Annotated in this window: 21 protein-coding genes and 1 other RNA gene; 14 read left to right on the top strand and 8 right to left on the bottom strand. The window is 44.3% G+C overall.

From position 1 onward, the window contains the following. Positions 1 to 125 precede the first annotated feature (125 nt). The 3 genes from FX988_RS09430 to FX988_RS09440 all read left to right on the top strand — a co-directional run bounded on the left by FX988_RS09430 (position 126) and on the right by FX988_RS09440 (position 6,252). On the top strand, positions 126 to 1,607 hold the full coding sequence (locus FX988_RS09430; RefSeq protein ID WP_160179430.1) for a hypothetical protein: 1,482 nt from the start codon (positions 126 to 128) through the stop codon (positions 1,605 to 1,607). A 349-nt stretch (positions 1,608 to 1,956) separates the two neighbouring features. Next, positions 1,957 to 3,072 (top strand): efflux RND transporter periplasmic adaptor subunit, encoded by a 1,116-nt coding sequence (locus tag FX988_RS09435; RefSeq protein ID WP_160179431.1) that lies wholly within the window; start codon positions 1,957 to 1,959, stop codon positions 3,070 to 3,072. A 12-nt stretch (positions 3,073 to 3,084) separates the two neighbouring features. After that, entirely contained in the window at positions 3,085 to 6,252 is a 3,168-nt protein-coding gene (locus tag FX988_RS09440; protein WP_160179433.1) for an efflux RND transporter permease subunit, read from the top strand. A gap of 340 nt (positions 6,253 to 6,592) precedes the next feature. Here the strand turns inward: FX988_RS09440 and FX988_RS09445 are convergent, their stop codons facing one another. Continuing rightward, positions 6,593 to 7,681: an MBL fold metallo-hydrolase gene (locus tag FX988_RS09445; RefSeq protein ID WP_160179435.1), complete on the bottom strand. Its 1,089-nt coding sequence runs from the start codon at positions 7,679 to 7,681 to the stop codon at positions 6,593 to 6,595. Positions 7,682 to 7,793: 112 nt separating this feature from the next. On the opposite strand from FX988_RS09445, the gene FX988_RS09450 reads away from it, so the two are divergent. After that, the gene (locus FX988_RS09450) at positions 7,794 to 8,390 is read left to right on the top strand and encodes a TetR/AcrR family transcriptional regulator (protein ID WP_160179437.1); all 597 of its coding nucleotides are present in this window, start codon (positions 7,794 to 7,796) and stop codon (positions 8,388 to 8,390) included. Here the strand turns inward: FX988_RS09450 and FX988_RS09455 are convergent. From FX988_RS09455 to FX988_RS09470, 4 genes are all read right to left on the bottom strand, one after another. Beyond that, a complete protein-coding gene (locus tag FX988_RS09455) occupies positions 8,387 to 9,529 on the bottom strand; it encodes a sensor histidine kinase (RefSeq protein WP_160179439.1) in 1,143 nt (380 codons plus the stop codon). The two genes, FX988_RS09450 and FX988_RS09455, sit on opposite strands and share 4 nt — an antisense overlap. 241 nt (positions 9,530 to 9,770) lie before the next feature. Next, positions 9,771 to 10,158: RNase P RNA component class A (gene rnpB / locus FX988_RS09460), an RNA gene on the bottom strand. Positions 10,159 to 10,317: 159 nt separating this feature from the next. After that, positions 10,318 to 12,012 (bottom strand): NAD-dependent malic enzyme, encoded by a 1,695-nt coding sequence (locus tag FX988_RS09465; protein WP_160179441.1) that lies wholly within the window; start codon positions 12,010 to 12,012, stop codon positions 10,318 to 10,320. Positions 12,013 to 12,201: 189 nt separating this feature from the next. After that, complete coding sequence (locus tag FX988_RS09470) at positions 12,202 to 14,880, bottom strand: penicillin-binding protein 1A (protein ID WP_160179443.1); 2,679 nt, start codon at positions 14,878 to 14,880, stop codon at positions 12,202 to 12,204. A 137-nt stretch (positions 14,881 to 15,017) separates the two neighbouring features. Here FX988_RS09470 and pilM point away from each other — a divergent pair, with 137 nt between their 5' ends. From pilM to FX988_RS09515, 9 genes are all read left to right on the top strand, one after another. Then, the gene (gene pilM / locus FX988_RS09475) at positions 15,018 to 16,145 is read left to right on the top strand and encodes a type IV pilus biogenesis protein PilM (protein ID WP_160179445.1); all 1,128 of its coding nucleotides are present in this window, start codon (positions 15,018 to 15,020) and stop codon (positions 16,143 to 16,145) included. Beyond that, a complete protein-coding gene (locus tag FX988_RS09480; protein ID WP_160179446.1) occupies positions 16,133 to 16,714 on the top strand; it encodes a PilN domain-containing protein in 582 nt (193 codons plus the stop codon). The genes pilM and FX988_RS09480 overlap by 13 nt, the downstream gene beginning before the upstream one ends. Continuing rightward, positions 16,715 to 17,326 (top strand): type 4a pilus biogenesis protein PilO, encoded by a 612-nt coding sequence (locus FX988_RS09485; protein ID WP_160179448.1) that lies wholly within the window; start codon positions 16,715 to 16,717, stop codon positions 17,324 to 17,326. Next, positions 17,323 to 17,856: a pilus assembly protein PilP gene (locus FX988_RS09490; RefSeq protein ID WP_254700771.1), complete on the top strand. Its 534-nt coding sequence runs from the start codon at positions 17,323 to 17,325 to the stop codon at positions 17,854 to 17,856. Before FX988_RS09485 ends, FX988_RS09490 begins: the two co-directional genes overlap by 4 nt. Further along, positions 17,849 to 19,591 (top strand): type IV pilus secretin PilQ, encoded by a 1,743-nt coding sequence (locus FX988_RS09495; RefSeq protein WP_160179450.1) that lies wholly within the window; start codon positions 17,849 to 17,851, stop codon positions 19,589 to 19,591. The genes FX988_RS09490 and FX988_RS09495 overlap by 8 nt, the downstream gene beginning before the upstream one ends. Before the next feature lie 234 nt (positions 19,592 to 19,825). Further along, positions 19,826 to 20,341, top strand: coding sequence for a shikimate kinase AroK (gene aroK, locus FX988_RS09500; protein WP_013752897.1), 516 nt, complete (start codon positions 19,826 to 19,828; stop codon positions 20,339 to 20,341). A 31-nt stretch (positions 20,342 to 20,372) separates the two neighbouring features. Further along, entirely contained in the window at positions 20,373 to 21,440 is a 1,068-nt protein-coding gene (gene aroB / locus FX988_RS09505; RefSeq protein WP_160179452.1) for a 3-dehydroquinate synthase, read from the top strand. 45 nt (positions 21,441 to 21,485) lie between these two features. Next, entirely contained in the window at positions 21,486 to 23,024 is a 1,539-nt protein-coding gene (locus tag FX988_RS09510) for a DamX protein (RefSeq protein WP_160179454.1), read from the top strand. Between the two features lie 92 nt (positions 23,025 to 23,116). Beyond that, positions 23,117 to 23,950, top strand: a complete 834-nt coding sequence (locus tag FX988_RS09515) for a Dam family site-specific DNA-(adenine-N6)-methyltransferase (protein WP_160179456.1) — start codon at positions 23,117 to 23,119, stop codon at positions 23,948 to 23,950. Positions 23,951 to 23,966: 16 nt separating this feature from the next. Here FX988_RS09515 and FX988_RS09520 read toward each other — a convergent pair whose 3' ends face one another. The 3 genes from FX988_RS09520 to FX988_RS09530 form a co-directional block, all read right to left on the bottom strand. Next, on the bottom strand, positions 23,967 to 24,164 hold the full coding sequence (locus tag FX988_RS09520) for a DUF2970 domain-containing protein (RefSeq protein ID WP_160179458.1): 198 nt from the start codon (positions 24,162 to 24,164) through the stop codon (positions 23,967 to 23,969). Positions 24,165 to 24,169: 5 nt separating this feature from the next. Continuing rightward, entirely contained in the window at positions 24,170 to 24,475 is a 306-nt protein-coding gene (locus FX988_RS09525) for a hypothetical protein (RefSeq protein WP_160179460.1), read from the bottom strand. A gap of 303 nt (positions 24,476 to 24,778) precedes the next feature. Then, the gene (locus tag FX988_RS09530) at positions 24,779 to 25,504 is read right to left on the bottom strand and encodes a TorF family putative porin (protein WP_160179461.1); all 726 of its coding nucleotides are present in this window, start codon (positions 25,502 to 25,504) and stop codon (positions 24,779 to 24,781) included. Positions 25,505 to 25,819: 315 nt separating this feature from the next. Between FX988_RS09530 and rpe the strand changes: the two genes are divergently transcribed. Continuing rightward, positions 25,820 to 26,497, top strand: a complete 678-nt coding sequence (rpe, locus tag FX988_RS09535; protein WP_160179463.1) for a ribulose-phosphate 3-epimerase — start codon at positions 25,820 to 25,822, stop codon at positions 26,495 to 26,497. Positions 26,498 to 26,503 lie beyond the last annotated feature (6 nt).

The following is a 26,503-nucleotide window of genomic DNA, read 5'->3' on the forward strand; positions in this document are numbered from 1 at the left end:
ACTCACTTGACGCGAAAATATATACCCTAACACAAAGCTAAACAAAATCAGTGACTTGCTGTTTTTTTTTAGGCTAGACTTATAGACCGCAGCAAGCGGCTTGCAATACCTACAGGATACCGAATATGGCGACACCGATAGATAATGCATTTACCAAATCGGTAAACGCGTTGGTGGCAAAAATTGATGATGCTACGCAAAATAAAGAATCGCTTTTTGAGCAAGCTGAAATTTATTTCCAAGGAGCACAGAGCCATCAGCACACTATTGCGCAGCTTGAGAAAAATGTAGAGGAAAAACGCAAGGAAGTTGAAACGGCCATAAACGAGGTGCAGAAAAAGCAGTTTCGCGACTTCTATCAAAAAGCCCAAAAGGCGCTCAAAGATGAAACAATTAAACAAGCACGGCAGCGCTATGCACGTCTAAAATTATTAACTCAAATAACGACTGAGATCATCCAGCTTTGTGAAGGTAACAACTGGCAAGAAACCCAGCTAAAAAGCGCGAAGGTTCTCGCCACGCTCCTGTTGCTATGCCCCACCGAAGGTAACGGCGTAGCCAGGGTTCATCAACGTTTCAAACCTTTATACAAAGCGGTATTAAGCTTACGACTACTTGATCAGATGTTAAAAAACCAACAGGTCGAGAACGACTACATTGTAAGCCGATTTCATGAGTCGTCACGTTTTTCTAGCCCTAAAGCTGGGGCTGACGTATTAAATATATTCCAACGAGACGTGGCCATACCGCTGCTAAGTGCAGCCATCATTCAAGACATAGGCATGCAGCACCCTGAAATTCAGCGCTTATTAAAAGGTCCAGACGGATCATTAAATCCGTTCCGCGTTTTAGAAAAAGATGTGCGCGTTCCGCTATTAATTATGAATCACGAGCAAACCTCTGAATTTGCATTGCGCGGCCTAGGGGAAGCGGAATTTACTGAAGAGGATGACGATAGCGCTGCCTTTTCTGAGCGTAAAACACGATTTTGTAAACGTGAAAGTAACCGAGCTCGATTGTTACAAAGTATGTTAAACAGCGCGGTAAAACCAGATGGTGCTTTAGGTAGTATTTTAAAAGCAGCGCAAATTTATACCTCTATTGTTTTATCCAGCAAACCTAAATTTAACTATGCTGATTTACCTAAAGCGACAAAAGTTGTGCTGCATAGCGCCCAAAAGGGCGCACTGTCTGTCGCTAGCGCCCAAGCGTTACAACAAGTTGTGGGCCACTTTCCTATGGGTTTTGGCGTCGTATTTTGCCAAGAACCTGTTCAGGGTAACGTGCCGAAACACTATGCATATGCGGTGGTCAATGGGTTAAACCCTGCTCATCCTAGTGAACCCTTATGTAGGGTGGTTAGCACATTGGATCCAAGCTGCAAGCGAGGCGCACAACGCAGAATAAAGCAAACACAAAACTTGTTTTTTGAACAAGTATCGGCGCATTTTTCTAACCTCCCCCCTGAGGTGCTCAGTTCACTCGCTGACAACATTGCTAGTGAGTTAGCTCAACCTAAAGATAAAGCATTGCTGCCAAAAAGCTGGTCCCCCCACGGCTTTTTCTACTTTAAAAAGCAACAGAATTTATGGCCGTCCATCATTTAATGAAAGACAGACAATATAACTAATAAGTACAGCTTATACGATTCAGTTCTAATAAGTAGGCCTTGTTCGCTCGTTTATCATCCCCATTTCCGCACCTGCTTTTTCAAAGCGGCTTAGTGACTTAATGCGAGGGTAAATTTTCAATGAAATGCTGATCGCTTTTAGTCGGTCGATTCCTCATACAGAGAAAGAAAATGTTGAATTTAGCCCGTTCACCTGTGTATTCCTTTGAAATGCGTGATTCAAAGGTACTTTAATAGAAACGCATTCTATATCAGCCATACTGAGTAAAACCGAAACCACTTTATATTAGGCGTGAGTTGCTCACACCAGACGAGGATTTAATTTAATGCGCTTATTTAAGCTCTATATACTGACAACCATACTTTTGACCACAGTGACTGCGTGCTCAAAGCAAGCTGAGCAACAAAATGCCACTCCTCAAGCATTACCGGTGAAAGTGAGCGCGCCGATTAAAGCAGTTATCACCCAATGGGACGAATACACTGGGCGCTTTGATGCCACTCAAAAAGTAGATATTCGAGCCCGAGTGAGCGGTTATCTCGACAAAGTTAACTTTAAAGATGGCCAGACGGTAAAAAAAGGTGATGTACTTTTTGTCATCGATCAGCGCCCTTTCAAAATTGCCCTTCAAAGCGCCGAATCACAATTCGCTTTAGCGAAAAAAGAGTTAGCTCGTGGTAATGACCTGCGTAAGAAAAATTCACTTTCTCAAGAAGAAGTAGATCGTCGCCAGAACGAATACGATACGGCACGGGCTAATTTAGAGACGGCTAAACTAGACTTAGAATTCACTGAAGTGAAATCCCCCATTGATGGCGTCGTTTCTCGTGATTTAGTAAACGAGGGGAACCTCATCAATGGCAGTGCGACGAATGCAACTTTGCTTACAAATGTTGTTTCTATTGACCCAATTCACTTTTATTTCGATGCCGGCGAGCGAGACTTACTTAAATACATTCGCCTTAGCCAATCAAACAAACGTGAAAGCTCACGAAATGCCTCGAACCCAGTAAAAGTGCGTTTACAAGATGAAGAAGAATTTGTTCACACTGGCGTCATGGACTTTGTAGACAATCAAATTGACCAGAATACAGGCACCATAGTGGGCCGTGCCGTGCTCGATAATCCAGGTGGTTTTATCGTTCCAGGCTTATTTGGTCGCATTCGTTTGCTGTCTGAATCAAACGTCGAAAAAATCCTTATTCCTGACACAGTTATCGGCACTGATCAATCACGGAAATTCGTTTTTGTGGTGAACAGCGAAGGAAAAGTCGACCGTAAGTTTGTGAATTTGGGCAAGTTGCACACCAAAGAATTACGCGTCATTGAGTCTGGGCTAACACAAGAAGACAACATCATACTGAACAACCTAATGCGCGCTCGCCCGGGCACTCCAGTACAGGTGGAAAATGTTGACCTTTCTAGCCAGCATTCGCTGTAAGGGCCACAAATAATGAATATATCCCATTTCTTTATAGACCGACCGAAGTTCGCTTCGGTATTAGCCATCATAGTCTTGATTATTGGTAGTCTCGCCTACTTTAGCTTACCTGTTGAACAGTATCCTCAAATTGCGCCGCCCACTGTTCAGGTCGTTGCGACCTATCCGGGAGCCAGTGCTGAAGTCGCGGCTAAAACCGTGGCGACACCGCTTGAGCAAGAAATTAACGGCGTGGAAAACATGCTGTACATGTCGTCGCAGTCTACCGCTGATGGGCGAGTAACGATTACCGTAACGTTTAAACTTGGCACCGATTTAGACAATGCCCAAGTACAAGTGCAAAACCGTGTGGCCATTGCAGAGCCAAGGTTGCCTGAAACGGTGCGTCGGTTAGGCATCACCACCAAAAAGAACTCACCGGATTTGATGTTAGTGGTCAACATGTATTCCCCCAATGGGACATACGATCAAACTTATATTGCCAACTATGCAGCGCTGCAAATTCGTGACCAGCTGTCACGTATCGATGGGGTTGGCGATATATTGACCTTCGGCGCTAGCCAATACTCTATGCGGGTTTGGCTTGATCCAGATATCATTGCGTCTCTTGATATGACGGCATCGGAAGTCGTGACCGCCCTACAAGGGCAAAATATACAGGTGGCCAGTGGTACCTTAAACCAATCCCCTGTTGATGCAGGACAAACCGCCTTTGAGCTCAATGTTCAAACCCAAGGCCAATTGATTGAGCCTGAAGAGTTTGAAAACGTCATCATTAAAAACCAAGACGGAAAAATAGTGCGTTTGCGCGATGTCGGTCGGGTCGAACTAGGGGCTGAAAGTTACACGACTCGTGGCTATTTGGGCGATAAAAAGGCCGTCGCTATGCCTGTGTTTCAACGCCCTGGCTCTAACGCGATAAAAACAGCAGACGCTATCAAAGCTGCCATGGTTGAAGTGGCGAAAAACTTCCCACCAGATTTAACCTATGAGATAGCCTATAACCCCACTGACTTTATCAGTGAGTCTATCACTGCGGTAGAGCACACAATTTATGAAGCAATAGCCCTGGTTGTATTGGTTATTATGGTGTTCTTGCAGAATTGGCGTGCAGCGCTTATTCCTATCATCGCCATTCCTATTTCATTGGTTGGTACATTTGCTGTACTAAGTGCCCTTGGGTTTTCGTTAAACAATTTAACCCTGTTCGGTTTGGTGCTGGCCATTGGTATCGTTGTTGATGATGCCATAGTGGTTGTTGAGAATATGGAGCGCTTAATGGCACAAGGTATGCGCCCGTTAAAAGCCGCTCGTCAAACCATGACCGAAGTGGGCGGGGCGGTATTAGCCATCGGATTAGTCTTGGTAGCAGTATTTTTACCAACCGCCTTTGTGGATGGAATATCTGGGCAGTTTTACAGTCAATTTGGCATTACTATTGCCGTCGCTACGATTATCTCAGTGTCTGTCTCACTGATTCTTAGCCCAGCCATTTCTGCGGTGCTATTCAAGCCGCATAAAGAAGAATCTGAAAAAACAGGTATGTTCCATTACTTGTCAGGAAAATTTAACCGAGGCATGGACAGAACCTCAGATAAATATGCGCGCATGGTATCTAAATTGGTACGCCACGGTGCACTGGTGTCATTTGTCTATGTGCTACTTATGGGCTTCACGGTTTATATGTTTAGCATAGTCCCCAAAGGCTTTATTCCAGCGCAAGACCAAGGCTACCTTATTGTTGGTGTGCAATTACCCTCTGGCGCTTCCTTGTCACGCACAGACGCAGTGGTGCAAGAGGCCGTTGATAAACTACTGAATATTGAAGGTATTGAAAATGCCGTGGCCTTTGCAGGTTTCTCTGGTGCAACTTTTACCAATGCGACCAACTCGGCAGCCATCTTTGCCATTATGAAATCATTTGATGATCGAGCCCAGCTAGGTGCAACATTTGACAGCGTGTTGGGAGATGCTCGCGCACAAATGAGTTCGATTGATTCAGCGAATGTAGTGGTGATACCGCCACCGCCGGTGCGTGGTATCGGTAATGGTGGCGGCTTTAAAATGATGCTTGAAGACAGAAGTGGCCGAGGTTTAGCTGCATTAGAACAAGCCATGTGGCAATTAGCTGGCGCAGCGAACCAAGAGCCTGCAACCACAGCCGTATTTAGCTTTTTCGAAACCAGTACACCTCAATTATATGCTGACATAGACAGAGAGCGTGTGGAACGCTTAGGTGTGTCTGTATCGGATGTATTCAGTGCGCTAGAGATTTATCTGGGCAGCGCATTCGTTAATGATTTTAGTTATTTAGGCAGAACATTCCGCGTGACCGCTCAAGCAGATGCCCCTTACCGGATGGAAGCGGATGACATCGGACGCATTCGGGTGCGAAATTCTGATGGTGACATGGTGCCTTTGAGCTCTGTGGCAACCTTCGAGTACCGCTCAGGACCGTCACGAGTTCCTAGGTATAACTTGTATCCTGCGGCGGATTTGATCGGCAGCACCGCGCCTGGGTTTAGTTCAGGGGAAGCGATTGCCACTATGGAGCGACTCGCTGCGGAAATTTTACCTGACGGTATTAGCTATGAATGGACAGAATTAGCGTATCAAGAACAACAATCAGGCAATACAGGTATGTTGGCATTTGCCTTTGCCGTAGTGTTCGTTTTCTTGTTATTAGTTGCCTTGTATGAAAGCTGGACCTTGCCTCTGTCGGTTATACTCATTGTACCTATGTGTCTGCTTAGTGCGATTGTGGGCGTGCACTTTATGGGGTTAGACAACAACATACTGACGCAAGTTGGCCTTATTGTACTGGTTGGTTTAGCCAGTAAAAACGCCATCCTAATTGTGGAATTTGCCCGCCACCGTGAGCATGAAGGTGCAGGGCTGTACGAAGCAGCCAGTGACGCAGCTAAGTTACGCTTACGTCCGATTTTGATGACCTCATTCGCCTTTATTCTTGGCGTGTTACCTCTGGCGGTTGCCACAGGTGCCGGCGCAGAAATGCGTCAAGCTCTGGGTGTGGCCGTATTTAGTGGCATGTTAGGTGTGACATTCTTTGGCTTGATATTTACTCCTGTCTTTTACGTATTGATGCGTAAGCTATCCATGTTGGTAAAAGGCCAGAAGTTAGATGATATGGGCAGAGTACCGGTAACTGAACGGGAATAAGAACCTAAAAGCCCGCCAAGATAGCTAATCTCGGCGGGCTTTTTTTTAGTTGCTAATTATACCAATTCCATTAAATAATTGGCCTCTCAGAATTCATCCAGCGGGTTTTGAACAAGGCGTCGGTGTGTAGTAATGGTTGTTCCCTTTCAAATACCGAGAACGTAGTGCAAAACCCGCTGGGGAATTCCCTACGGGCGAATTTTAAAAGGACTTACTCTGTGTTGCTCAAACTCGAAAGAGCACCACTATTACTTCATTTGAGCGCCTTGATTAAGTCCTTTTAAATTTTCGCTGAGTGGTTAATTATTTAATGGAATTGGTATTAGGTACCCCTCCCGCATTACTGCTTCCACCACGCGATATCGATTGGAGGTTGCTCAAGATTAAAAACTTGCCCAAACAGGGGCGTACTCAGAGTAACCCCTTGCTTATCAGCGGCAGTTGTTACACGGTTTAATGGCTCATACCAGGCATGAAACGCCAAATCGAATGTACCATTGTGGATAGGTACCATCACTTTACCTGCCAGGTCGACGTGTGCTTGTACTGACTCTTCAGGCGTCATATGAATGTCAGCCCAGTCGCTGTCGTATGCGCCGGTTTCAATAAAGGTCAAATCAAACGGGCCATATTTATCACCGATCGTTTTAAAACCAGAGAAGTAACCCGAATCACCACTAAAATAAAACCTGTTTTGAGGCGTGTTGATCACCCATGACCCCCACAAGGTAGTGTTGCCATCACCAATACCCCGTCCGGAGAAATGCTGAGTAGGGGTAAATGCGACTAGCCCGTGCTCTGTTTGATACTCTTGCCACCAATCAAACTGCTTTATTTTCTCGCTACTTACGCCCCATTTTTGCAAATCTCCTTCTACGCCTAAAGGCACCAGAAACTCAGCTGTTTTGGCATTTAGTGATTTAATTGCGCCTTTGTCTAAATGATCATAATGATTGTGTGAAATCAATACTTTATCAATCGGTGGCAACTCATCAATGCTAATAGGAGTGGGCTCAAAGCGCTTCGGACCAATAAAAGAAAACGGTGATGCTCGCTTTGAGAAAACCGGGTCGATTAACCAATACTCATTGTACATTTTAAGCAAAATAGAGGAATGCCCCAGCTTAACAAAATGCACTTTATCAACACTCAGCGCATCAAGCTGGGCGCGGGTAACTTGTTGCATGGGCACATGCCCATCAGGCACGGCATCAACTTTTTTCTCGGTAAAATAACGCGCAAAAATTCCCAACGTTTTACTGAAAGTGGGCGGTTCACTAGGAACTGAATTGCGAAACTTACCGTTATGGAAATGTGCACTTTGCACTTCCCCCTGGGGTAAAGTGGCCACTAACTCTTTATTCAAAACCCACGCTCCTATAATACTGCCCATCACAATGATGACTATGCTGGAAATGAGAATTCTCATTCAGTCTCCCAAAAAGTAAACTACTAAGTGTAACTTATCACAGAAAAGCAAAAAGTAAACTATTAAGTTTACTTTAAATCAGGTAGTATTTAGCCTATAAGGAAGGGCAAAGATGAAGTTATCCGACAAAAAACGTATCAACATACTCGATGCAGCAGAACAGTTATTTTTTGAAAGTGGTGCTGAACACACCACCATGGACCAAATAGCTAAAGCAGCGCAGGCCTCGAAACGCACCGTATACAATCATTTTTCAACCAAAGAAGTGCTTTTTCACGCCATAATCGCGCGCATGGTTGAACAGCTTGACCAAGGACAAGACGTCAGCTTTGATAGTCAACTGTCAATTGAAAAGCAGTTAACGGTAATTGCCCAACAAGAAATTGCCTTATTGCACTCCCAACACTTTTTGCGCATCGCCAAAATAGCGTTTATGCAAATGCTCCAACAAGCAGAACTAGCAAAAGATATCGCTAATAATCAGTTTGGTTGCATGCGTTATTTGGAGGTTTTTTTACAAGATGCCAATGCTGCCAGCATACTGCAGATAGAGGATGTTGAATTCGCTGCTAAACAGTTCGTTTACCAGCTAAAGTCATTTGTTTTTTACCCTATTTTATTTGGTTTTGAAACACCTGATTCCTTGCCTATAGAGAAAATTATTGAGCAATCCGTTACGACTTTTCTGTCTCGCTATAAAGTTATTTAGATAGCGCCTGAGGGTAAAGGCAATGAAAAACGAAAAATAGAGCCCTCTTCGGATTCAGGCACTGAATATGAAAGATGGCCGCCTAGCAAATCAGCACTTTTCTTAACCATGTATAAACCTAGCCCCGTTCCAATCGAAGCTTTAGGGTGAAACCGTTCAAACATTTGAAATAGCTTATCTCTGTGTACAGCGGGGACACCTAAGCCGTTGTCTTGCACCTCTAACACAAATTCGTCACCTGCTTTGTAGGTGAATACGCGAATGAAGGAATTCGCTTTGCTGGTATCTTGATATTTAATCGCGTTGGAAATGAAATTATCCACAATCTGAGTGAATTTATTGGGTTTAGTATGAAGGCTGCCTATATATTCAAATTGGGTTTTAATATCCAAACGCGCAAAGTTTTCCATGTGGCAGAGCGCTTCCAATGTGTCATAAACAATCAACGACACATCAACAGCTTGTGAGGCTTCATCCTGCAATTTAATCTTGCTGACATCCAGTACACTACAGACCAATTCACTGAGTTTAGCAATCCCATTTTGGGTAGATTGTACTGTCTTAAGTGCGTTGGGTAAGTCACCTTTATTAATGTAGTTGGCAACCATTTTCATTACGTAATCCATAGAGCTCAGCGGGGATCGCAAGTCATGGGTGATTCGATAGGCGAATTCTTCCATTTCTTGCTTCGCCAAAAGTAACGCTTCAGAACTTTTCTTCTGGGCTGTGATATCTTGAATTTGCGAAATAAAATAAAGTGGCTGGCGGGCCTCATCTCGGACCAGAGAAACCGTTAGCTTGGCCCATATCAAGCTGCCCGATTTATGAAAATAGCGCTTCTCCATATTGTAGGTTTGAATATCATTGGCCAGCAGTTGTTTTAAAAAGGTTAAATCAGCCTGTAAATCCTCTGGGTGTGTAATGGTTTGAAAATCTATGGCTAGCAGTTCCTGCTCGCAGTACCCCACAATATTGCAAATTGCTTGATTCACTTTCAGCCAAGTACCATCCGGCGCAATCAATGCCATACCTATCCCTGAATGTTCCATCGCAAGACGAAACATATCCTTGTGCTCCAAATCAACCTGAGGAGAGGCCAGCAATCTTTCCCTGAATTTACCGATTATTTTTTTTACCATAAAAAACCTACAGTATGTTACTTCGATGCAGTGGGTTCTTAAGTAAAAAATAAACCTTTGTATCTTTGTTAGCTAGCATAATGCGCCATAAAACGGCAAACCTAGACTAAAGTTTAATATAAGTCGTCACGACACTTATTAACTGAGTGAAGAAACACATTTGAAGGAATAAAGCACAAGAAAAGGGATAAAATATGACACGTACCGCCGCCTAATGACTAGGCTGCGGCTGAGTGTAAAAAGGTGGAGTTGGCCGATAAGCCGGGTTCTGTCGTGGGCAACCATTCATCTAGGCCAGCAATCACTCGCTGGCTCAAGCAACACACCCGATCTCAACGTGGGCCACGCCATAAGAGATCCTATTTGGTCTTGCTCCGGGTGGAGTTTACCTTGCCACACACTGTTACCAGTGGTGCGGTGCGCTCTTACCGCACCCTTTCACCCTTACCGGCGCTTTCGCGCTTAGGCGGTTTCCTCTCTGCTGCACTTGTCGTCGGCTTTCGCCGCCCAGGCGTTACCTGGCACCCTGCCCTGTGGAGCCCGGACTTTCCTCCCCTTATTAACACAAATGTACTAGGTACTAAGCCCTAGAACACTGCCTAATAAGCGGCGATTGCCTGGCCAACTCCGGAGGCGGATTCTACGCAGGTTATCCCTGAGTTACAATCTAGTTTGCTACGGAATTTTAATGACGTTCTTGGTTCGATTGAGTACAAACAAAAACGCCGCACCCTATGCGACCAATGCGGCGCAATATGTGCGGCGTTTCACTCATTTCCTATATGGCGTTAGATACTGACTCGTTTATAAGGGCGATATTCTGCCTGCCAGAAGTTCCCTTCAATGCGCTCACTGAGTATTTCATCGCTCACTTCTAGGGCTAAACCTTGCTTTTGTGCAACCTTGCCCACATCAAAGGCTATCTTCTTACTCAATTGAGCAATACCCGTTAACGGTGGCAACAACTCTTGTCCTGTTCCATTGGCAAGAGGAGATGCATTGGCCAGCGCTGCGCTGGTCGCCATTAGCATTTCGTCACTGATCAGACTGGCTTTGGCCGCTAGCACCCCCAAACCAATGCCCGGGAAGATATAACTATTGTTGCATTGGGCAATCGGATAGGTTTTACCTTGATACGCCACTGGCTTAAACGGACTACCTGTTGCAATGATCACTTCACCATTAGTCCACTCAATGACATTCTCGGGACGTGCTTCCACCTGACGAGACGGATTACTTAACGGGAAGATGATCGGCAAATCACAATGGCGTTTCATTTCTTTAATCACTTGTTCAGTGAATAAACCGGCCTGCCCAGACACACCAATTAAAATACTGGGTTTTACCTGGCTGACGGTTTCAAGCAACGTTGGATACTGAGCTGATTTTTGCCATGTCACTAAATTCACCAAAGGCTGTGCTAGGCGGTATTGGAAGTCACGTAGGCCTTCCATGTCATCCGTTACCAAACCAAATCGGTCAATCATAAAGACTTGACTGCGCGCCTGTGCGTCAGATATACCTTCACTGGTCATCTGTTTGATAATTTGTTCTGCAATACCACAACCTGCTGAACCTGCCCCCACAAACACCACACGTTGATTGCTGAGTTTTTCACCTTTGGTTTTACAGGCGGCTAAAATCGTGCCGACAGTTACAGCAGCGGTCCCCTGAATGTCATCATTAAAGCAACAGACTTTATCCCGATAACGCTCCAGCAGTGGCATGGCATTTGGCTGGGCAAAATCTTCAAATTGCAACATCACTTCAGGCCAGCGCTTTAATACGGCTTTGATGAACATATCGACAAATTCGTCGTACTCAGCTTGGCCGATTCGTTTATGACGTGCGCCCATATACATGGGGTCATTCAATAACTTTTCGTTGTTGGTGCCTACATCTAACATGACAGGTAGTGTGTAGGCTGGGCTAATGCCGCCACATGCTGTGTACAAAGATAATTTACCGATAGGGATCCCCATGCCGCCAATGCCCTGATCGCCTAATCCAAGGATACGTTCACCGTCGGTCACCACGATAACTTTCACTTTGCGCTTGGTGGCATTACGTATGATGTCATCCATCTGATGACGCTCAGAATAGGAAATGAACAAGCCCCGGGAGCTGCGATAAATATCAGAGAATTGCTCACATGCATCACCCACCGTTGGGGTATAGATGATCGGCATCATTTCATCAATATGCTGCTGAATAAGACGGTAATACAGGGTTTCGTTATTATCTTGAATCGCCCGCAAGTAAATATGCTTATTGATCGGTTCATTAAAGCTGGAATACTGCATATACGCACGTTCAACTTGCTCTTCAATACTTTCATAGCGCGGTGGTATCAACCCCGTCAGGTTAAACGCTACGCGTTCTTGAGCAGTAAATGCACTGCCTTTATTGAGCAAAGGGGTTTCAAGCAAAGATGGGCCTGAATGAGGAATATATAACGCACTTTTAGGCGTTGAGCTACTCATAAAAAGTGTCCTGTTTGGCGCGAAGACAAAGCCTTCGCATAAGAATTAAACGCAAAATATTAAAAAATACCGACCAGTACAATCGATGATTCAAGCTAGCATCGAGTCCCTTAACAGCATTACATGGGAAGGGGGATCAATCTTATTGACGCTAAATGATCTCACCTTCCCATCACGAACTATGATGCCTTAAAAAATGTCTTCAAGTGGTTTGCTTTGTTCATCATTTTCGTCCGCTGGATCAACAAACTCACTATCACTCACATAACTTGTTGGCGCGGTGCCTTGCATAAAGTACTCGAACATTGATGTATGATCAGTGCGTTGGGTTAACTTACCCGTAGCTCGGTCAATACGCGTTGTTATTAAGTCAGTTGGCATAGGGCGTTTCTTTTCAGGTACGCCGTCTAAGGCGCGCTGCATAAAGCGGATCCAAGCAGGTTCGGCAGCTTTAGCACCATCTTCACCACCTATCATGGCATTGCCGATAAAGTTAAATTTTTGCGGGTTTTTATTGATTAGGTTTTGGTTGCGCGATGCACGGCCTAAGCTGCGGCTCATATCATCAAAACCAACCCAAACCGTTGCGACTAAGTCGTTGGTAAAACCACTAAACCAGGTATCTTTTGAATCATTTGTGGTACCGGTTTTTCCAGCGATATCAGCTCTTTGTAGTAGGTTACTTGCTCGCCAGCCAGTCCCTTGCCAGTATGTTTTCTTATTCCAGTTCCCGTTTGTTTTCACTGCTGTACGCATCATTTCAGCAATCAAAAAGGCATTGTCTTCATCCAGCACTCTAGGTGCTGAGCGGATTATTTCAGGCGTATCATTAGTACTGCTGTCATTGCCGTTCTCTTGAGCAAATGGCTCAGCGTTTAATTCAGCCGCGAGCATGGCTTCTATGTCCATACTATCTGTGGCTGCATTTTCAACCGTTTCTTGCGGTTGAGTTTCACCACAAGGATCGCACGCCTGCACTGGATTCGCTTTCCACAACACTTTGCCATAATCATCCTCAATGCGTTCAACAAAATGCGGTTGAATTAGAAAGCCCCCATTGGCAATGACGGCCAATGCCGTAGCCACTTCCAACGGCGTGTGAGAACCTGAACCCAATGAAACCGTCTCATCATTGGGTATTTCAGATAAATCAAATCCGAAACGGGTTAAATGTTGACGCACTTTTTCAAGACCCACGGCGCGCACCAAGCGCACCGATACCACGTTTTTCGATTTTCCTAACGCAACCCGCAGGCGAATGGGTCCATCGTATTCAGGCGGTGAATTTTCAGGTCGCCAAGCGTTGCCAGTGCCCCGCTCCCATTGATTAATCGGTGCATCGTTAATCACACTGGCTAAGGTAAACCCATTGGCTAAAGCTGATGAGTAGATAAAAGGTTTAATGTTCGAGCCGACCTGACGCTTTGCCTGTGTTGCTCTATTAAACTGGCTTTGGTAGAAACTGTAACCACCGATAACCGCTTGCGCTGCTCCGTTATGAGGGTCCAAGGCAATAAATGCACTACTCGCATCCGGGTATTGCGTTAACTGCCAGTGTTTATCGTCTTCACGCCGGCGAATGAGAATAAGCGAGCCCTCGGTTAAAATATCACTCGCTTTTTCAGGCTCATTACCTTGTCGCGTATCAGTGATATACTTACGAGCCCAATCAAGGCCGTCCCAATCGATCACACTGTAGCGCCCTTCTCGGGTAAACACGGTAACGTCTTTTTCATTGACTTTGACCACAATCGCCGGTCGCATTTTTTCAAATGTTTTGTAATCTTCTAAGAAGCTGAGCATACGTTCTTCGTTCCAAGGTTCATTGGAAATAGCCGATGTCACCTCAGTGTTTTTGCCACCATCAGGAGCTACAGGTATCTCTTTAGGGATCCACAACTGTTGCTCAGGGCCGCGATAGCCGTGACGCTCATCATAGTCGTGTAAGTTACGCTGTATCGCTTTCTGGGCGGCTAATTGAGTAGCAGATGGGACAGTAGCGTAGACTTGATATCCGCCAGTTTCGGCTTCTTCTTTGCCGTACAGCTCAACCATTTCATTCCAAATCAAATCTGCCAAATAAGGTGCCGAGAATTCTATTTCAGCACCATGTTTTTTAGCAGTAATAGGCGCATTCACTGCCTCATCGAATTGTGCTTGGGTAATGTATTTCTCATCTAACATACGCAGTAATACAACACGACGGCGGGCTTTTGAGCGTTCAGGACGACTAATAGGGTTAAGCACCGACGGCGCTTGAGGCAGGCCTGCTATCGTCGCCATTTGTGCCAGAGTCAGCTCATTTACTGTTTTGCCATAGTACACCTGTGCGGCGGCTCCAAATCCAAACGAACGATGCCCAAGCTCCACTTTATTCAAATACAATTCTAATATTTCTTGCTTAGTCAGCAGCTGTTCCATATGCCATGCGATGAATATTTCTTTAATTTTACGCACGTAAGTTTTGTCTCGGGTTAAAAAGAACCCTCGGGCCAATTGCATGGTTAACGTACTACCACCTTGCCCTTTCTCACCAGTCAAAATTAGGTTGACCACGGCCCGGGCCATGCCAATGGGGTCTACCCCTGGATGTTGATAAAAACGGCTATCTTCTGTGGCTAAAACGGCATTAATTAAGTCTTGCGGTACATCTTCAATGGTAAGCGGAATGCGGCGTTTAACGCCAAATTGTGAAATCAATTTGCCATCTTGGGTGTATACCCGCATGGGCGTCTGTAGGCGCACGTCCTTGAGCATATCCACGCTGGGAAGGTCAGGTTTCATGTAAAAATAAAGGGCAAAGGTCGTGACGACACCAACGACAAAAGCAAGGATAAGAAACAAGAATGCGGGCTTTAAAAACTTCACGAAAACAATATTACCAAGACAAGTTGCAATAAATGATTCATATTTTATACCTAAGTACCGTTATAAGAACCATAAATAATTAAAAATTAAGCAATAATACTAACATCCTGCTAAGTATATTTGCATCGGAACCTGACGTGTTTAACAAATTATTGGCTAAAAAAACGCAGCACCTTATTGGACTCGACATAGGCACCCGCTATGTTAAGGCCATATTGCTAGAAAAAACCAAGCAACAGGTAAATGTGTTGGCAATAGCGTGCGAGCCAATCAATGGAAATGCATTTGCTGAGCGTGAAGTCAAAGATTATGAAGCCTTAAGCCAAGCGCTTAAAAAAGTGAAACTCAGTTTAAAGTCCAAAGTGAAACACGTGGTCATTGCCGTGTCAGGTACAGCGGTGATTAATAAGCTTGCATATCTGGATAACGATTTAACCGATGTAGAACTTGAAAGCCAAATTGAACTAGAGGCAGACAGCCTGCTCCCTTATCCTCTTGAAGAAATTTATTTGGATTTCGAGCGACTCGCCCCCAGCACCAGTTACCCAGGAAAAGTCGAAGTGCTGCTTAGTGCAGTGCATAAAGACTTGCTCGATTCTCGCCTGACCTTGTTAAACGAAGTAGACTTTGAGCCTAAAATTTCCGATGTAGAAATATACGCCCTTGCCAATGCATTGATGCATTTTGCCCCAAATATTCCCCCAAAGAATACTGCGCACGTTGCCAGCGATGATGAATCTACCAAGCAGCCTGAAAAAACTACTGAAGATATTCGTTGCTGCATTAATATAGGCGCCTCTCAGCTACAGTTCTGCGCGATCACCGCTGACAAAGTGGTATACACCAAAGAGCATAATTTTGGCTTAGACGTACTCGCTCAAGATACTTGCTCGAATTACAATTTAACTCGGGTGGATTATGATCACCAGTTAGCGAATCAAGCTTTGCCCGAAACTTGGCAGCGCGACTGCTTTATGCTTTTTCAGGCTAACTTGCAGCAACATATTACCCGTGCAATTCAGATGTACGTTAGTTCGTCTCACCAGGCCTCGCCGCAACAACTGTATATTTGTGGCGCAATTGGGCCATTTACTAACTTGGCTGATGAACTGACCCAAGAACTGGGGATCACAGTGCAGGTTTTTAATCCATTGTTGGGTATGCAAAGTGACGAGAAAAACACCGCACTAATCGCCACACATGGTGCTAACTTTGCCATTGCCACAGGGTTGGCAATTAGGAGTTTTTCACCATGCCACATATAAACCTGCTGCCGTGGCGTGAAGCCCGGCGTCAGCAACAGAAAAAGAATTATCTCACTTTGTTAGTCGGCATTGGTGTATCAATGGTGCTGTTGATGTTTGCTGTAAGCAAAGGCATGGATCAGGTCATTGCTACACAAGAACAGCGCAATCAGTTTTTAACCCAAGAAATGGCAAAAATAGACACTCAAATTGGCGAAATTAAAAATATTAAGCAAAGCAAGGAAGCCATTGAACAACGTATGACGCTTATCGAACAATTAGAGGTCAGTCGTAATGCGGCTCCTATTGTACTTGATGAACTCACTCGAATTGTTCCTTCGGGAGTCTCGTTTTCACGTTTCTCACGCACCATTAATCGAGTTGAAGTAGTCGGTGTCAGTGATTCAAACAATCGTTTGGCAAATTTTATGCGTAATTTAGCAAACTCAAACGTTTTTAATGATGCAGAACTGTCTTCTATTGTGGCGGATACCAGCGCAGCTGATGCGGTGAGCGAGTTTAAAATTAAATTTAATATCAGTCCCAGCGTTGCCCCTGATTTCAATCAACACCAAGGGGAGCCTAAATAAATGCAGTTCGATTTTAATAAACTCAAAGAACTCAATGAATTAGATTTTGACCAAATCGCAATTTGGCCATTTGAAGTGAAAACCGTCGTGGCTTTGTTTGTTGCTATTATTGCCCTTATTGGTGGCTATTACACACTGGTCAAAGATAAGCTTCCCATGCTGGAAAAAGCCCAGTTACACGAGGTTGATTTAAAACAGAGTTACCAAGGTAAATACAATATTGCGGTAAATCTTCCCGCCTATCAGGCGCAACTTGAACGCTTAGAAAAAGACTTCTCTTCTATGTTGAAGTCGCTACCGACCAGTAACGAAACCCCAGGCTTACTTGACGATATTACGTTTGTGGGTACCTCTGCCGGTCTTACTTTTAAGCTACTCAATTGGCAAAAAGAAGTCCCTAAAGAGTTTTATACTGAACTGCCCATTCAGATTGAAGTCACGGGGAATTATCATGCATTTGGTCAGTTTGTGTCTGACATTGCCGCCTTACCGCGCATCGTTACCGTGCACGACTTTGAAGTTACTCAAGAGCTGTCCACTTTAAAACTTAAGCTTGCAGCCAAAACCTATCGCGCTGAACTGACGCAATCGCGCAAGGACATCAGCCAATGAAATGCGCAATGATTTTCCCCATGCTCACATTGCTGCTCGCTTGCTCAGAGCAAAAAGAAGATTTAACGGCTTACATTGATGATGTCAAAAACACAACACCGATGAACATTGAACCCTACCCTGAATTTACCACTTCGCCGGCCTTTGCTTACTCAGCGAATGAACTGCGTAGCCCGTTTCAACGATTAAAGAATGCCCCTCAGGTTGAAACAACACCCGCTACGCCCACTTGCCCACAACCGAATACAACACATGTAAAACACCCCTTAGAACAATATGGAATTGATGCCATGGCCTTTATCGGCACCATTAACAACAGTCAAAAAAAATGGGCGTTAATCCAAACCAATGAAGGGCGTTTATACCGTGCAACCATTGGTGATTATCTCGGACTTTTCTATGGTCGCATTACGGCCATAAAAGACGGAGAAATTACTTACACTGAAATGTTGCCTGATGGCACAGGGTGCTGGCAGAAAAAACAAGCCACCCTATCCATGCAAGACAATGCGGGAGAAAACAATGGCTAGTCGCCAATCACCACATTTTACATCGTTACTCAAAACATTAAGCGCCCTACTTTGCGTAGCATGGCTTGTGCCTGCTTTAGCACAATCTGAACCCGTGCTAGTGGATCCCGTTGCTGCGATAGACGAACTCACCAGTAATCAACTAACAGACATTCAATTTACTCGCTCAGTGGAAGGATATGGAGTAGCCACACTCACCTTTGATAACAATCGTATCGTGCCACAAATAATTGCATCACAGCGCCAACTAACGCTTACTTTACCTGACACCAAGCTCGCCCCAGATCAATTTTTCACCTTGAACGTGGCTGAATTCGCTACCCCAATTACAGAGATAGAGACCTTTTCGAGAAAAGGCGCCAGTGTTCTAGCGTTTAATTTACTGGAAGATGTGCTATTCACCCACAGTAAGCAGCAAAATCAATTGGTATTGACCATCAAACCCCAGGCATCTGAGCAAGCACAAAGTGCTTCCGTATACAGCGGTGAACCCATTTCTCTTGATTTTCAGGACGTACCTGTGCGAAATGTCTTGCAAATTATTGCCCAAGTGAACGGATTTAACCTAGTCACCACTGACACAGTGCGCGGCAATGTTACGGTAAGTTTAAACGGTGTACCTTGGGATCAAGCGCTAGACATGATTTTGAAAATTCGCGGTCTAGATAAACGTTTAGAAGGCAATATATTACTTATCGCACCGTCGGAGGAACTCGCTTCTCGCGAGACACAGCAATTACAAAATCGCCAACAAGTCGCTCAGCTAGCCCCTCTTATTTCAGCTAACTTACAAATTAACTATGCGAAAGCCAAAGAAGTCGCCGGTATTCTTAAGAATACTGACAACAGTATTCTGAGCCCCAGAGGCAGCGTGGCAGTCGATGAACGCACCAACACTGTGCTGCTCAGAGATACTCAAGGTTCGATTGATGAAGCAAGGAATCTGATCAGCGCATTAGATATTCCCGTCAAACAAGTATTGATTGAATCGCGCATGGTCACGGTGCGTGATAATGCAGGCGAGCAACTTGGGGTACGTTGGGGCTTTAGCAATAATTCAGGTGATACTGCTACCTCTGGCAGCATAGAAGGTGCCGACACCCTAAGCAGTGGTATCGTCCCTTCAATTGATAATCGCTTGAACGTCAATTTACCCGTCACTAGCCCCGCCGGTAGTATCGGAATACAAGTCGCCCGCCTGGTCGATGGCACCATATTAGATTTAGAATTATCTGCGCTTGAGTCAGAGAATAAAGGTGAAGTTATCGCCAGCCCACGTATCACAGTAGCCAACCAGCGTGAGGCCTACATTGAACAAGGTACCGAAATCCCTTATGTGCAATCCACATCAAGTGGCGCGACATCCGTAGAGTTTAAAAAAGCGGTACTAAGCTTAAAAGTCACGCCACATATCACCCCAGATCATCGCATCATATTAGATTTGGTTGTCACCCAAGATACCCGAGGTGACACGGTCAACACGTCAACCGGCTTGGCCGTTGCTATCGATACCCAAGAAATCAGTACCCAAGTACTGGTTAATAATGGTGAAACCATCGTACTTGGCGGTATTTTTCAGCAAACCAGTACCGATGATGTTAGCCAAGTCCCCCTACTTGGAGACATTCCGGTCCTCGGTCACTTGTTTAAAAACACCCAAACCGTGAATGAAAAGCGTGAATTGCTGATTTTTGTAACACCGAAAATACTCCTCGACAGCTTGGCCGAACAATAGCAAACAGTGCTATTTATATGGCGTTGAAGGCCACATAGTCAGTACATTGATACACTTTGACAACGAGTGTCGCGTATTTAAATTTCACCAAGACTTAACAAAGCTTGCAAATTTCAGGGTAAAGCTGAGATAATCCCGCCCTCGAAATTTCAACGAGGTCAGGTTAATCCATTTAAGGGTAGCCGCGATATAGATTTCTACCCCCGAAATAACAGAATTGTGAACTAAGCAAAAATGGCTGAAAAACGTAATATTTTTTTAATAGGTCCGATGGGTGCTGGTAAAAGCACAATTGGAAGACACCTCGCAGACGAACTTCATTTAGAATTTTATGATTCAGATCAAGAGATAGAAAAGCGCACAGGTGCTGATATCGCTTGGATCTTTGATTTAGAGGGTGAAGAAGGCTTTCGCGCTCGTGAAGAAACCGTCATCAATGATCTAACCGACAAACAAGGTATTGTATTAGCAACAGGCGGTGGCTCTGTGGTGAGCAAAGCCGTTCGTAATCGCCTGTCAGCACGAGGTATTGTCGTTTATCTTCAAACCACAATTGACAAGCAAGTCGCTCGTACACAACGTGATAAGCGTCGTCCTTTATTACAAAAAGACGATCCTGAAACGGTATTGCGTAAGCTTGCAGAAGAGCGTAACCCAATGTATGAAGATGCTGCTGATTACATTGTTGATACTGATGAGCAAAGCGCCCGCGCCGTTGCTAATCAGATCATAGAGAAAATCAATCAGTAACCGTTAGAAATACCGCCAAAGGGCTGCGCTTATGACAACATTAACAGTGAAGTTGGGTGAGCGTAGCTACCCCATTTTTATTCAGCCGAGTTTGCTATCCCAAGGCAATCAATTGGCAGATTACATCAAAACAGATAAAGCGGTACTGGTGACCAATGACCTAGTTGACCCGCTATACAGTCAAACTATTATTGCTAGTTTGCCGAATATCAAGATTGAAAAAATTGTAATTGCCGACGGTGAACAACATAAAAATCTAGCAAGTTTTGAGCATGTTATCACCCAACTACTTAATATGTCTGCTGCTCGTGATACCACGCTAATTGCCCTTGGCGGCGGTGTGATTGGTGACTTAACCGGATTTGTTGCGGCAAGTTTTCAGCGAGGTATGCCCTTTATTCAAATTCCCACAACATTGCTTTCTCAAGTCGACTCTTCTGTGGGAGGAAAAACCGCTGTTAATCATCCGTTAGGTAAAAACATGATTGGCGCGTTTTACCAGCCTAAAGCGGTATTCATTGATACCAAAACCTTACAAACCCTGCCTGCAAAAGAGTTTTCAGCTGGCATGGCCGAGGTGATTAAGTATGGGATTATTTACGATAAAGCCTTTTTTGAATGGTTAGAACAACATACCGCTCAGCTTATCGCCCAAGATGTTGACGCATTACAATATGCCATTGCCCGTTGCTGTGAAATCAAAGCCGAGATCGTCGCCATTGATGAGCGTGAATCCGGCCTGCGTGCTTTACTTAATCTTGGTCATACCTTCGGTCATGCGATTGAAGCAGAACAAGGTTATGGCAATTGGTTACACGGTGAAGCGGTAGCCGCTGGTATGGTCTTAGCGGCAAAAGCTGGGCAAATGAAAGGCTGGATGCAAGCTAAAGAAGTGCAACGTGTTATTGCCTTAATTGAGGCATTCGCTTTGCCTATATCGCCCCCTACCGATATGGTTTATGACACATTCATGCAGCACATGGTGCATGATAAAAAAGTACAAGCGGGTAAGCTCAATTTCATCGTTCCTAAAGCGATTGGTGAAGCAATTGTCACATCAGAGCTAGATGAAACACTGCTGAAAAACTTGTTAAACTAGCACTATATTGCACCAGCACTTTACTAAAAATTTGAGTAGATACCCTTGCAAAGCGAATTGCACAAACGGCTTAGTCATTTAATTCAATATTCTTCCGGGCTCATTTTTATAAAATCCGAGCCCGAATTTAGTATATCTACCTGTATTGATGCGCTACTAGCTGAACAAGATGACAGCGATGAAGTGGCGATCATCACCGCTAAGCCTAGTATGCTACTCAACGATTTTCGCCAACAACTTACCCAGCAACTCTCCAGCAAACTCACTCCCCACTCGGGCAACGCGCCGCTTGCCAAACTAATTGCCCCTAGTGTTGGTCATACCGAATCAACGGCAACCCAAGGGCTAATGATCTGCATTTCCAAAGGGGAAAACCTTTCCACAAGTATGCTCGAAGAGCTTCAACAGCTTGTTTTAACCTTACATTCTGGCAGCGAACGCCAAGTAAATGTTCTGGTATTTGCTCAGCGCCAATGGGTCAATCAAACCTATCAAGGTTTTGCCAATAAAAATAATGTGATCGTCGTCGATGCTGGTACTAACGTCGATCATGAGTCTGCTATATCTGGCAGTGAACTAGAGCAATTAATCGCTAATAAACGCCAAGCATTTGCTCAGCGAATAGAGCAGCGTAATCAACCTAAACTTACTGAAGCCCCAAGTATGATGCAGCGCCGATGGTTTCTTCCTGTGGTCTGTCTGCTATTTATTGTGATCTTTTCCAGCATTTTGCTTTCTCAATACCCCGAACTATTAAGTGATAGCCCAGATGAGGAAGACAAAAAAACAATGCAGGCGCCTGAGCCCGCAAGAGATGGCAGCACAAAGAGCACGCAAACCGAAGGACCAGTAATTGCACCTACAAGTGAATTTCCGTCTACTCCTAACACTGACGCGAAAAAGCACATCGAAGTGACTCCACAGAACGAGCAAGCTTCAGATTTTGAGAGCAAAGAGCCGCCTCAGCCTGGCGAGGATGAGACAGTTGCAAGCTCTGTAGGCGACCCACTGATTTCCGATTGGAACAGTGAAAGTAAGCGCATAGATGAAAATAAAAAAAATATGTCAGACTTATCTTTAAAAGAGACAAACAAACTTGCGGCTGAAGAAAAATCGAGCGCTATGCCTGTTCTGCCTGATCTCGACACCGACACTGTGCAAACAGGTGCATTACAAAAACCGTTCGCAGCGGATATTCCCGCTACAGAGCAATCAGCAAGTGCGCCACAAGCAAATGCGCGAAAACCGGTTCACTCAGCATCGGCGACTGACAATAATTTTCAATTTGATGAAGCCAAAATTCTGGCATTACCAAAAGATGGCTACGTCTTACAAGTCATAGGGTTTAGTGTTCGTAACGCCATTCAAGCGTACTTAACCAACAATAATATTGAACAACACGTGTGGGTGTATCAAACCAAACGTTACAATGATGACTGGTACGTACTTTTATACAATAAGCATTATCCTTCTCTTGCTGCGGCATTAGACGGTGTTTCATCTCTGCCGCAAGGCTTACACGATGCAACGCCATTCCCAAAAGCATTGCAAAAAGTACATCAAGAAATTGAATCTGCTAATTAAAGGCATATGCCAATTGTTGTTTGGCTATGGGCTCGCTACAATCTCTGCTTTGCTGATACTTCCTTACATTCAGGGCCTGACAAGACACATTAATGACGAATAAGAAAAACAGAGCCTTCTTGAAATGGGCTGGCGGAAAATACCGGCTAGTTGAACAAATAAACCAACATCTTCCTGAAGCAAAAAAATTGGTAGAGCCATTCGTCGGAGCTGGATCGGTGTTTTTAAACACGGATTTCTCTAGCTATTTGTTAAGCGATATCAATCCAGATCTCATTAATCTGTACAAGATACTGCAACACCAGCCTGAACGTTACATAGAAGACGCTCAAAGCCTCTTTACCGCCCAGAACAATGACTCAGATGCGTACTATGCAATGCGAGCTTTATTTAACGCGAGCGAAGACGTATACGAACGTTCAGTGCTTTTTTTATACCTTAATAGGTTTGGTTACAACGGATTGTGCCGTTATAACCTATCAGGAAAATTTAATGTACCTTTCGGTAAATACAAAGCACCCTACTTCCCCAAAGAAGAACTGTACTTTTTCGCTGAAAAAGCCAAAAAAGCGCAATTTGTGTGCGAGTCATATGAAAAAACCTTTAGCCGCGCTCGTAGTGGCAGTGTGGTTTATTGCGACCCACCGTATGCGCCCATCAGTAAAACCGCAAACTTTGCCAGTTATGCTAAAGGCGGCTTTTCCATGGCGGAGCAAAGTAATTTAGCTTTGCTTGCAGCAAAAACGGCTTTTGAGCGAGATATTCCGGTGCTCATCAGTAATCACGACACCGCCGATACCCGTCGTCTTTATGCACTTGCCCAGTTATCTGAATTACAAGTTAGTCGATTTATAAGCCACAAAGGAAATGGCAGAAAGAAGGTCAGTGAACTTTTGGCTTTATATATCAAACCAACATCACGTTAAGCTGTAAGGAAAGGAATTAACTGGGTAAAACGGCTGAAACAATCAGCACTAAAGACATAACCAAAGCAACAACAAAAACCACCCCAACCACTAAATAGGGTACAAATGATTGTTGCTGAAAATCTCGTTCACGGTTGGCACTACTTTGCACGCCAAACACACTAGCGGCTACACTTTTAAAGACATCCCATAAACCGTTTTTTGCATTGTCCATACTGATTACGCTCTTGGCTTTATTTCATCCGTTTCTTCAGCATAGCGCGAAAGTAGCTCAAGTAAATCAATAAAATGCATTTGGTAAGATGTAGAGTTTCCACTTACCCAGCTAGACCAACTAATGACGTCAGCTTGCTCTTTAGCGCATCGATTAATAGGATGACTCATCGGCAAACCATGATCAAAAGCAACGGCTTGGGGACAACTGCAGAACAAGGTCTCATTGTTCATCGACGTTTTTCCCACGGCCAACATAGCCACTAAAGCGAAGGCACCGAAGCCGATTAGTCGTTTTACATAGGTACTCATAATCTCTCCTTGGCGAAATATTTTGTTGCATTATACCTTATACTTTCGTAGTAAGAGTAAAGTTCACCTCAAATGTCAGGTCGTTCATCGCGAAAACGGTAAATTTTTATCCTAATACCAACGCCAGTAAATAATTGCCCTCTCTGGATTTATCCGGGCGGGTTTTGGACAAGGCATCGGTGTGCAGTTATGATTATTCCCTTTCATGGCTGCGCTCAGCAATCACAAAAAATCCGCTGACGGTTACGTCAGCGGATTGTTTAAACGCTATTAAATTGTATAAGAAAGATCTAACGTTGAAATTTAAAGCTCGAAGTCAACACTGTAAGAAACAGCAAATTTTACTGAATCATTATCGTATGGGTCTGTGCTAGGGTCTTCAACTTCGTCTAAATCGGTGCCAGTCACAGCAAAGCTAAAGCCGTCTTTTGAAACAGAAATTCCCCAATCTGCATATCCGTCTGGTACCCCATTGAACGCTTCAGCGAAATCACCTTGGTGATAGCCCACGTGAAATCCTAATTCAGCGCCGTTTAGTACTGGCATACCATAATCAACAGATACGTATGACGCTTCTGCGAAGCCGAAATCTTGACCTTCGCCTTCATCTGCTTCTGTGTGTGCCAACAATGAAAGCGTCACGCTAAGAGCGCCATAACCGACTGAGCCATACACTTCGGCAAAGTCAAACTCAGCTTCGCTGTCATAGTTGTAGTAAAGGTAACCTACATCATAAGTGATATCGCCAGACTCACCAGAAAAACCAAAGTACAAATCGTGCTCATAAGAGTAAATATCGTCTGCACCGTAATTTACGTTAGAAACCCAAGTTCCCGCGTAAAAGCCACTTTCACTCGCATAATCAATACCACCTTGTACAGCAGCATCATTGGTTGTTTGCGTTAAACCACGCCAAATGTAGTTACTAGTAACGCTTGCGTTAGCAGTAATTTCTGCAAGGGCGTTTTGACTAACGGCTGACCCGGCAAGAACGGCTGCGGCAAGTGCGGTGAGTTTTAATGCTTTCATGTGTGTGTGCTCCATGTGTTTTAGCTAATTCAATTTTTGTTGAGATAACTTCGATTTATCGTTAATTCTTGTTACAACTACGCAAGAGCAATGCCTAAATAATAATCACAAAATAATTCGTCAAAAGAAGACATATAATATTGATTTAAAAGAAAATTTATCGAAAAAGAGAAAATTGAACAAAATTTAAAATGAGATAAGACTGTGCATTGATGCACCACAAAAAAGCGAAAGCCCCTTTTTGGGGCGCAGTTGATACTTTTGTCATAGCAGGTTTTTCGGTACAGTTACATTTTTGTGCAAATTGAGACTTATATGCGTCCTTTTTTGATTGCTCCTTCTATACTTTCCGCTGATTTTGCTCGTCTTGGTGCTGAGGTTGACGCGGTATTAGCCGCTGGTGCTGATGTAATTCATTTTGATGTCATGGACAATCACTACGTACCGAATCTAACGATTGGCCCTATGATATGTAAGGCATTACGTGATTACGGTGTCACCGCAGAAATTGATGTGCATTTAATGGTTGAACCCGTTGACGAAATGATTGCTAGTTTTGCCAAAGCAGGCGCGAGTATGATTAGCTTTCATCCCGAAGCTTCTCGGCATGTCGATCGCAGTATCCAATTAATAACCGATTCAGGCTGTAAACCAGGTTTAGTGATAAACCCAGCAACGTCATTAGACTGCCTAGATTACACGCTACATAAACTACACCATGTTTTATTGATGTCTGTTAACCCCGGTTTTGGTGGGCAATCGTTTATTCCTGAAACCCTAGATAAACTGCAAATCGTTAAAGAACTGGTGAAAGCCAGTGGACGTGATATTCGAATAGAAATTGACGGTGGCGTAAAAGTCGATAATATTCGCGCCATAGCTGAGGCTGGCGCAGATATGTTCGTTGCAGGCTCAGCCATCTTTAATCAGCCTGATTACCGTCAAGTTATCGACGAGATGCGCGAAGAATTAGCTAAGGCTACCCCGTTATAATCAAGT

Source organism: Paraglaciecola mesophila (genome assembly GCF_009906955.1).
In the GTDB taxonomy this organism is placed as follows: Bacteria; Pseudomonadota; Gammaproteobacteria; order Enterobacterales; family Alteromonadaceae; genus Paraglaciecola; species Paraglaciecola mesophila_A.

Bases quoted from the DNA above. Each gene is read 5' to 3' on its own strand.
- FX988_RS09430 (WP_160179430.1), top strand. From the start codon at position 126: ATGGCGACACCGATAGATAATGCATTTACCAAATCGGTAAACGCGTTG.
- FX988_RS09435 (WP_160179431.1), top strand. From the start codon at position 1,957: ATGCGCTTATTTAAGCTCTATATACTGACAACCATACTTTTGACCACA.
- FX988_RS09440 (WP_160179433.1), top strand. From the start codon at position 3,085: ATGAATATATCCCATTTCTTTATAGACCGACCGAAGTTCGCTTCGGTA.
- FX988_RS09445 (WP_160179435.1), bottom strand. From the start codon at position 7,681: ATGAGAATTCTCATTTCCAGCATAGTCATCATTGTGATGGGCAGTATT.
- FX988_RS09450 (WP_160179437.1), top strand. From the start codon at position 7,794: ATGAAGTTATCCGACAAAAAACGTATCAACATACTCGATGCAGCAGAA.
- FX988_RS09455 (WP_160179439.1), bottom strand. From the start codon at position 9,529: ATGGTAAAAAAAATAATCGGTAAATTCAGGGAAAGATTGCTGGCCTCT.
- FX988_RS09465 (WP_160179441.1), bottom strand. From the start codon at position 12,012: ATGAGTAGCTCAACGCCTAAAAGTGCGTTATATATTCCTCATTCAGGC.
- FX988_RS09480 (WP_160179446.1), top strand. From the start codon at position 16,133: ATGCCACATATAAACCTGCTGCCGTGGCGTGAAGCCCGGCGTCAGCAA.
- FX988_RS09485 (WP_160179448.1), top strand. From the start codon at position 16,715: ATGCAGTTCGATTTTAATAAACTCAAAGAACTCAATGAATTAGATTTT.
- FX988_RS09490 (WP_254700771.1), top strand. From the start codon at position 17,323: ATGAAATGCGCAATGATTTTCCCCATGCTCACATTGCTGCTCGCTTGC.
- FX988_RS09495 (WP_160179450.1), top strand. From the start codon at position 17,849: ATGGCTAGTCGCCAATCACCACATTTTACATCGTTACTCAAAACATTA.
- aroK (WP_013752897.1), top strand. From the start codon at position 19,826: ATGGCTGAAAAACGTAATATTTTTTTAATAGGTCCGATGGGTGCTGGT.
- aroB (WP_160179452.1), top strand. From the start codon at position 20,373: ATGACAACATTAACAGTGAAGTTGGGTGAGCGTAGCTACCCCATTTTT.
- FX988_RS09515 (WP_160179456.1), top strand. From the start codon at position 23,117: ATGACGAATAAGAAAAACAGAGCCTTCTTGAAATGGGCTGGCGGAAAA.
- FX988_RS09520 (WP_160179458.1), bottom strand. From the start codon at position 24,164: ATGGACAATGCAAAAAACGGTTTATGGGATGTCTTTAAAAGTGTAGCC.
- FX988_RS09525 (WP_160179460.1), bottom strand. From the start codon at position 24,475: ATGAGTACCTATGTAAAACGACTAATCGGCTTCGGTGCCTTCGCTTTA.
- FX988_RS09530 (WP_160179461.1), bottom strand. From the start codon at position 25,504: ATGAAAGCATTAAAACTCACCGCACTTGCCGCAGCCGTTCTTGCCGGG.
- rpe (WP_160179463.1), top strand. From the start codon at position 25,820: ATGCGTCCTTTTTTGATTGCTCCTTCTATACTTTCCGCTGATTTTGCT.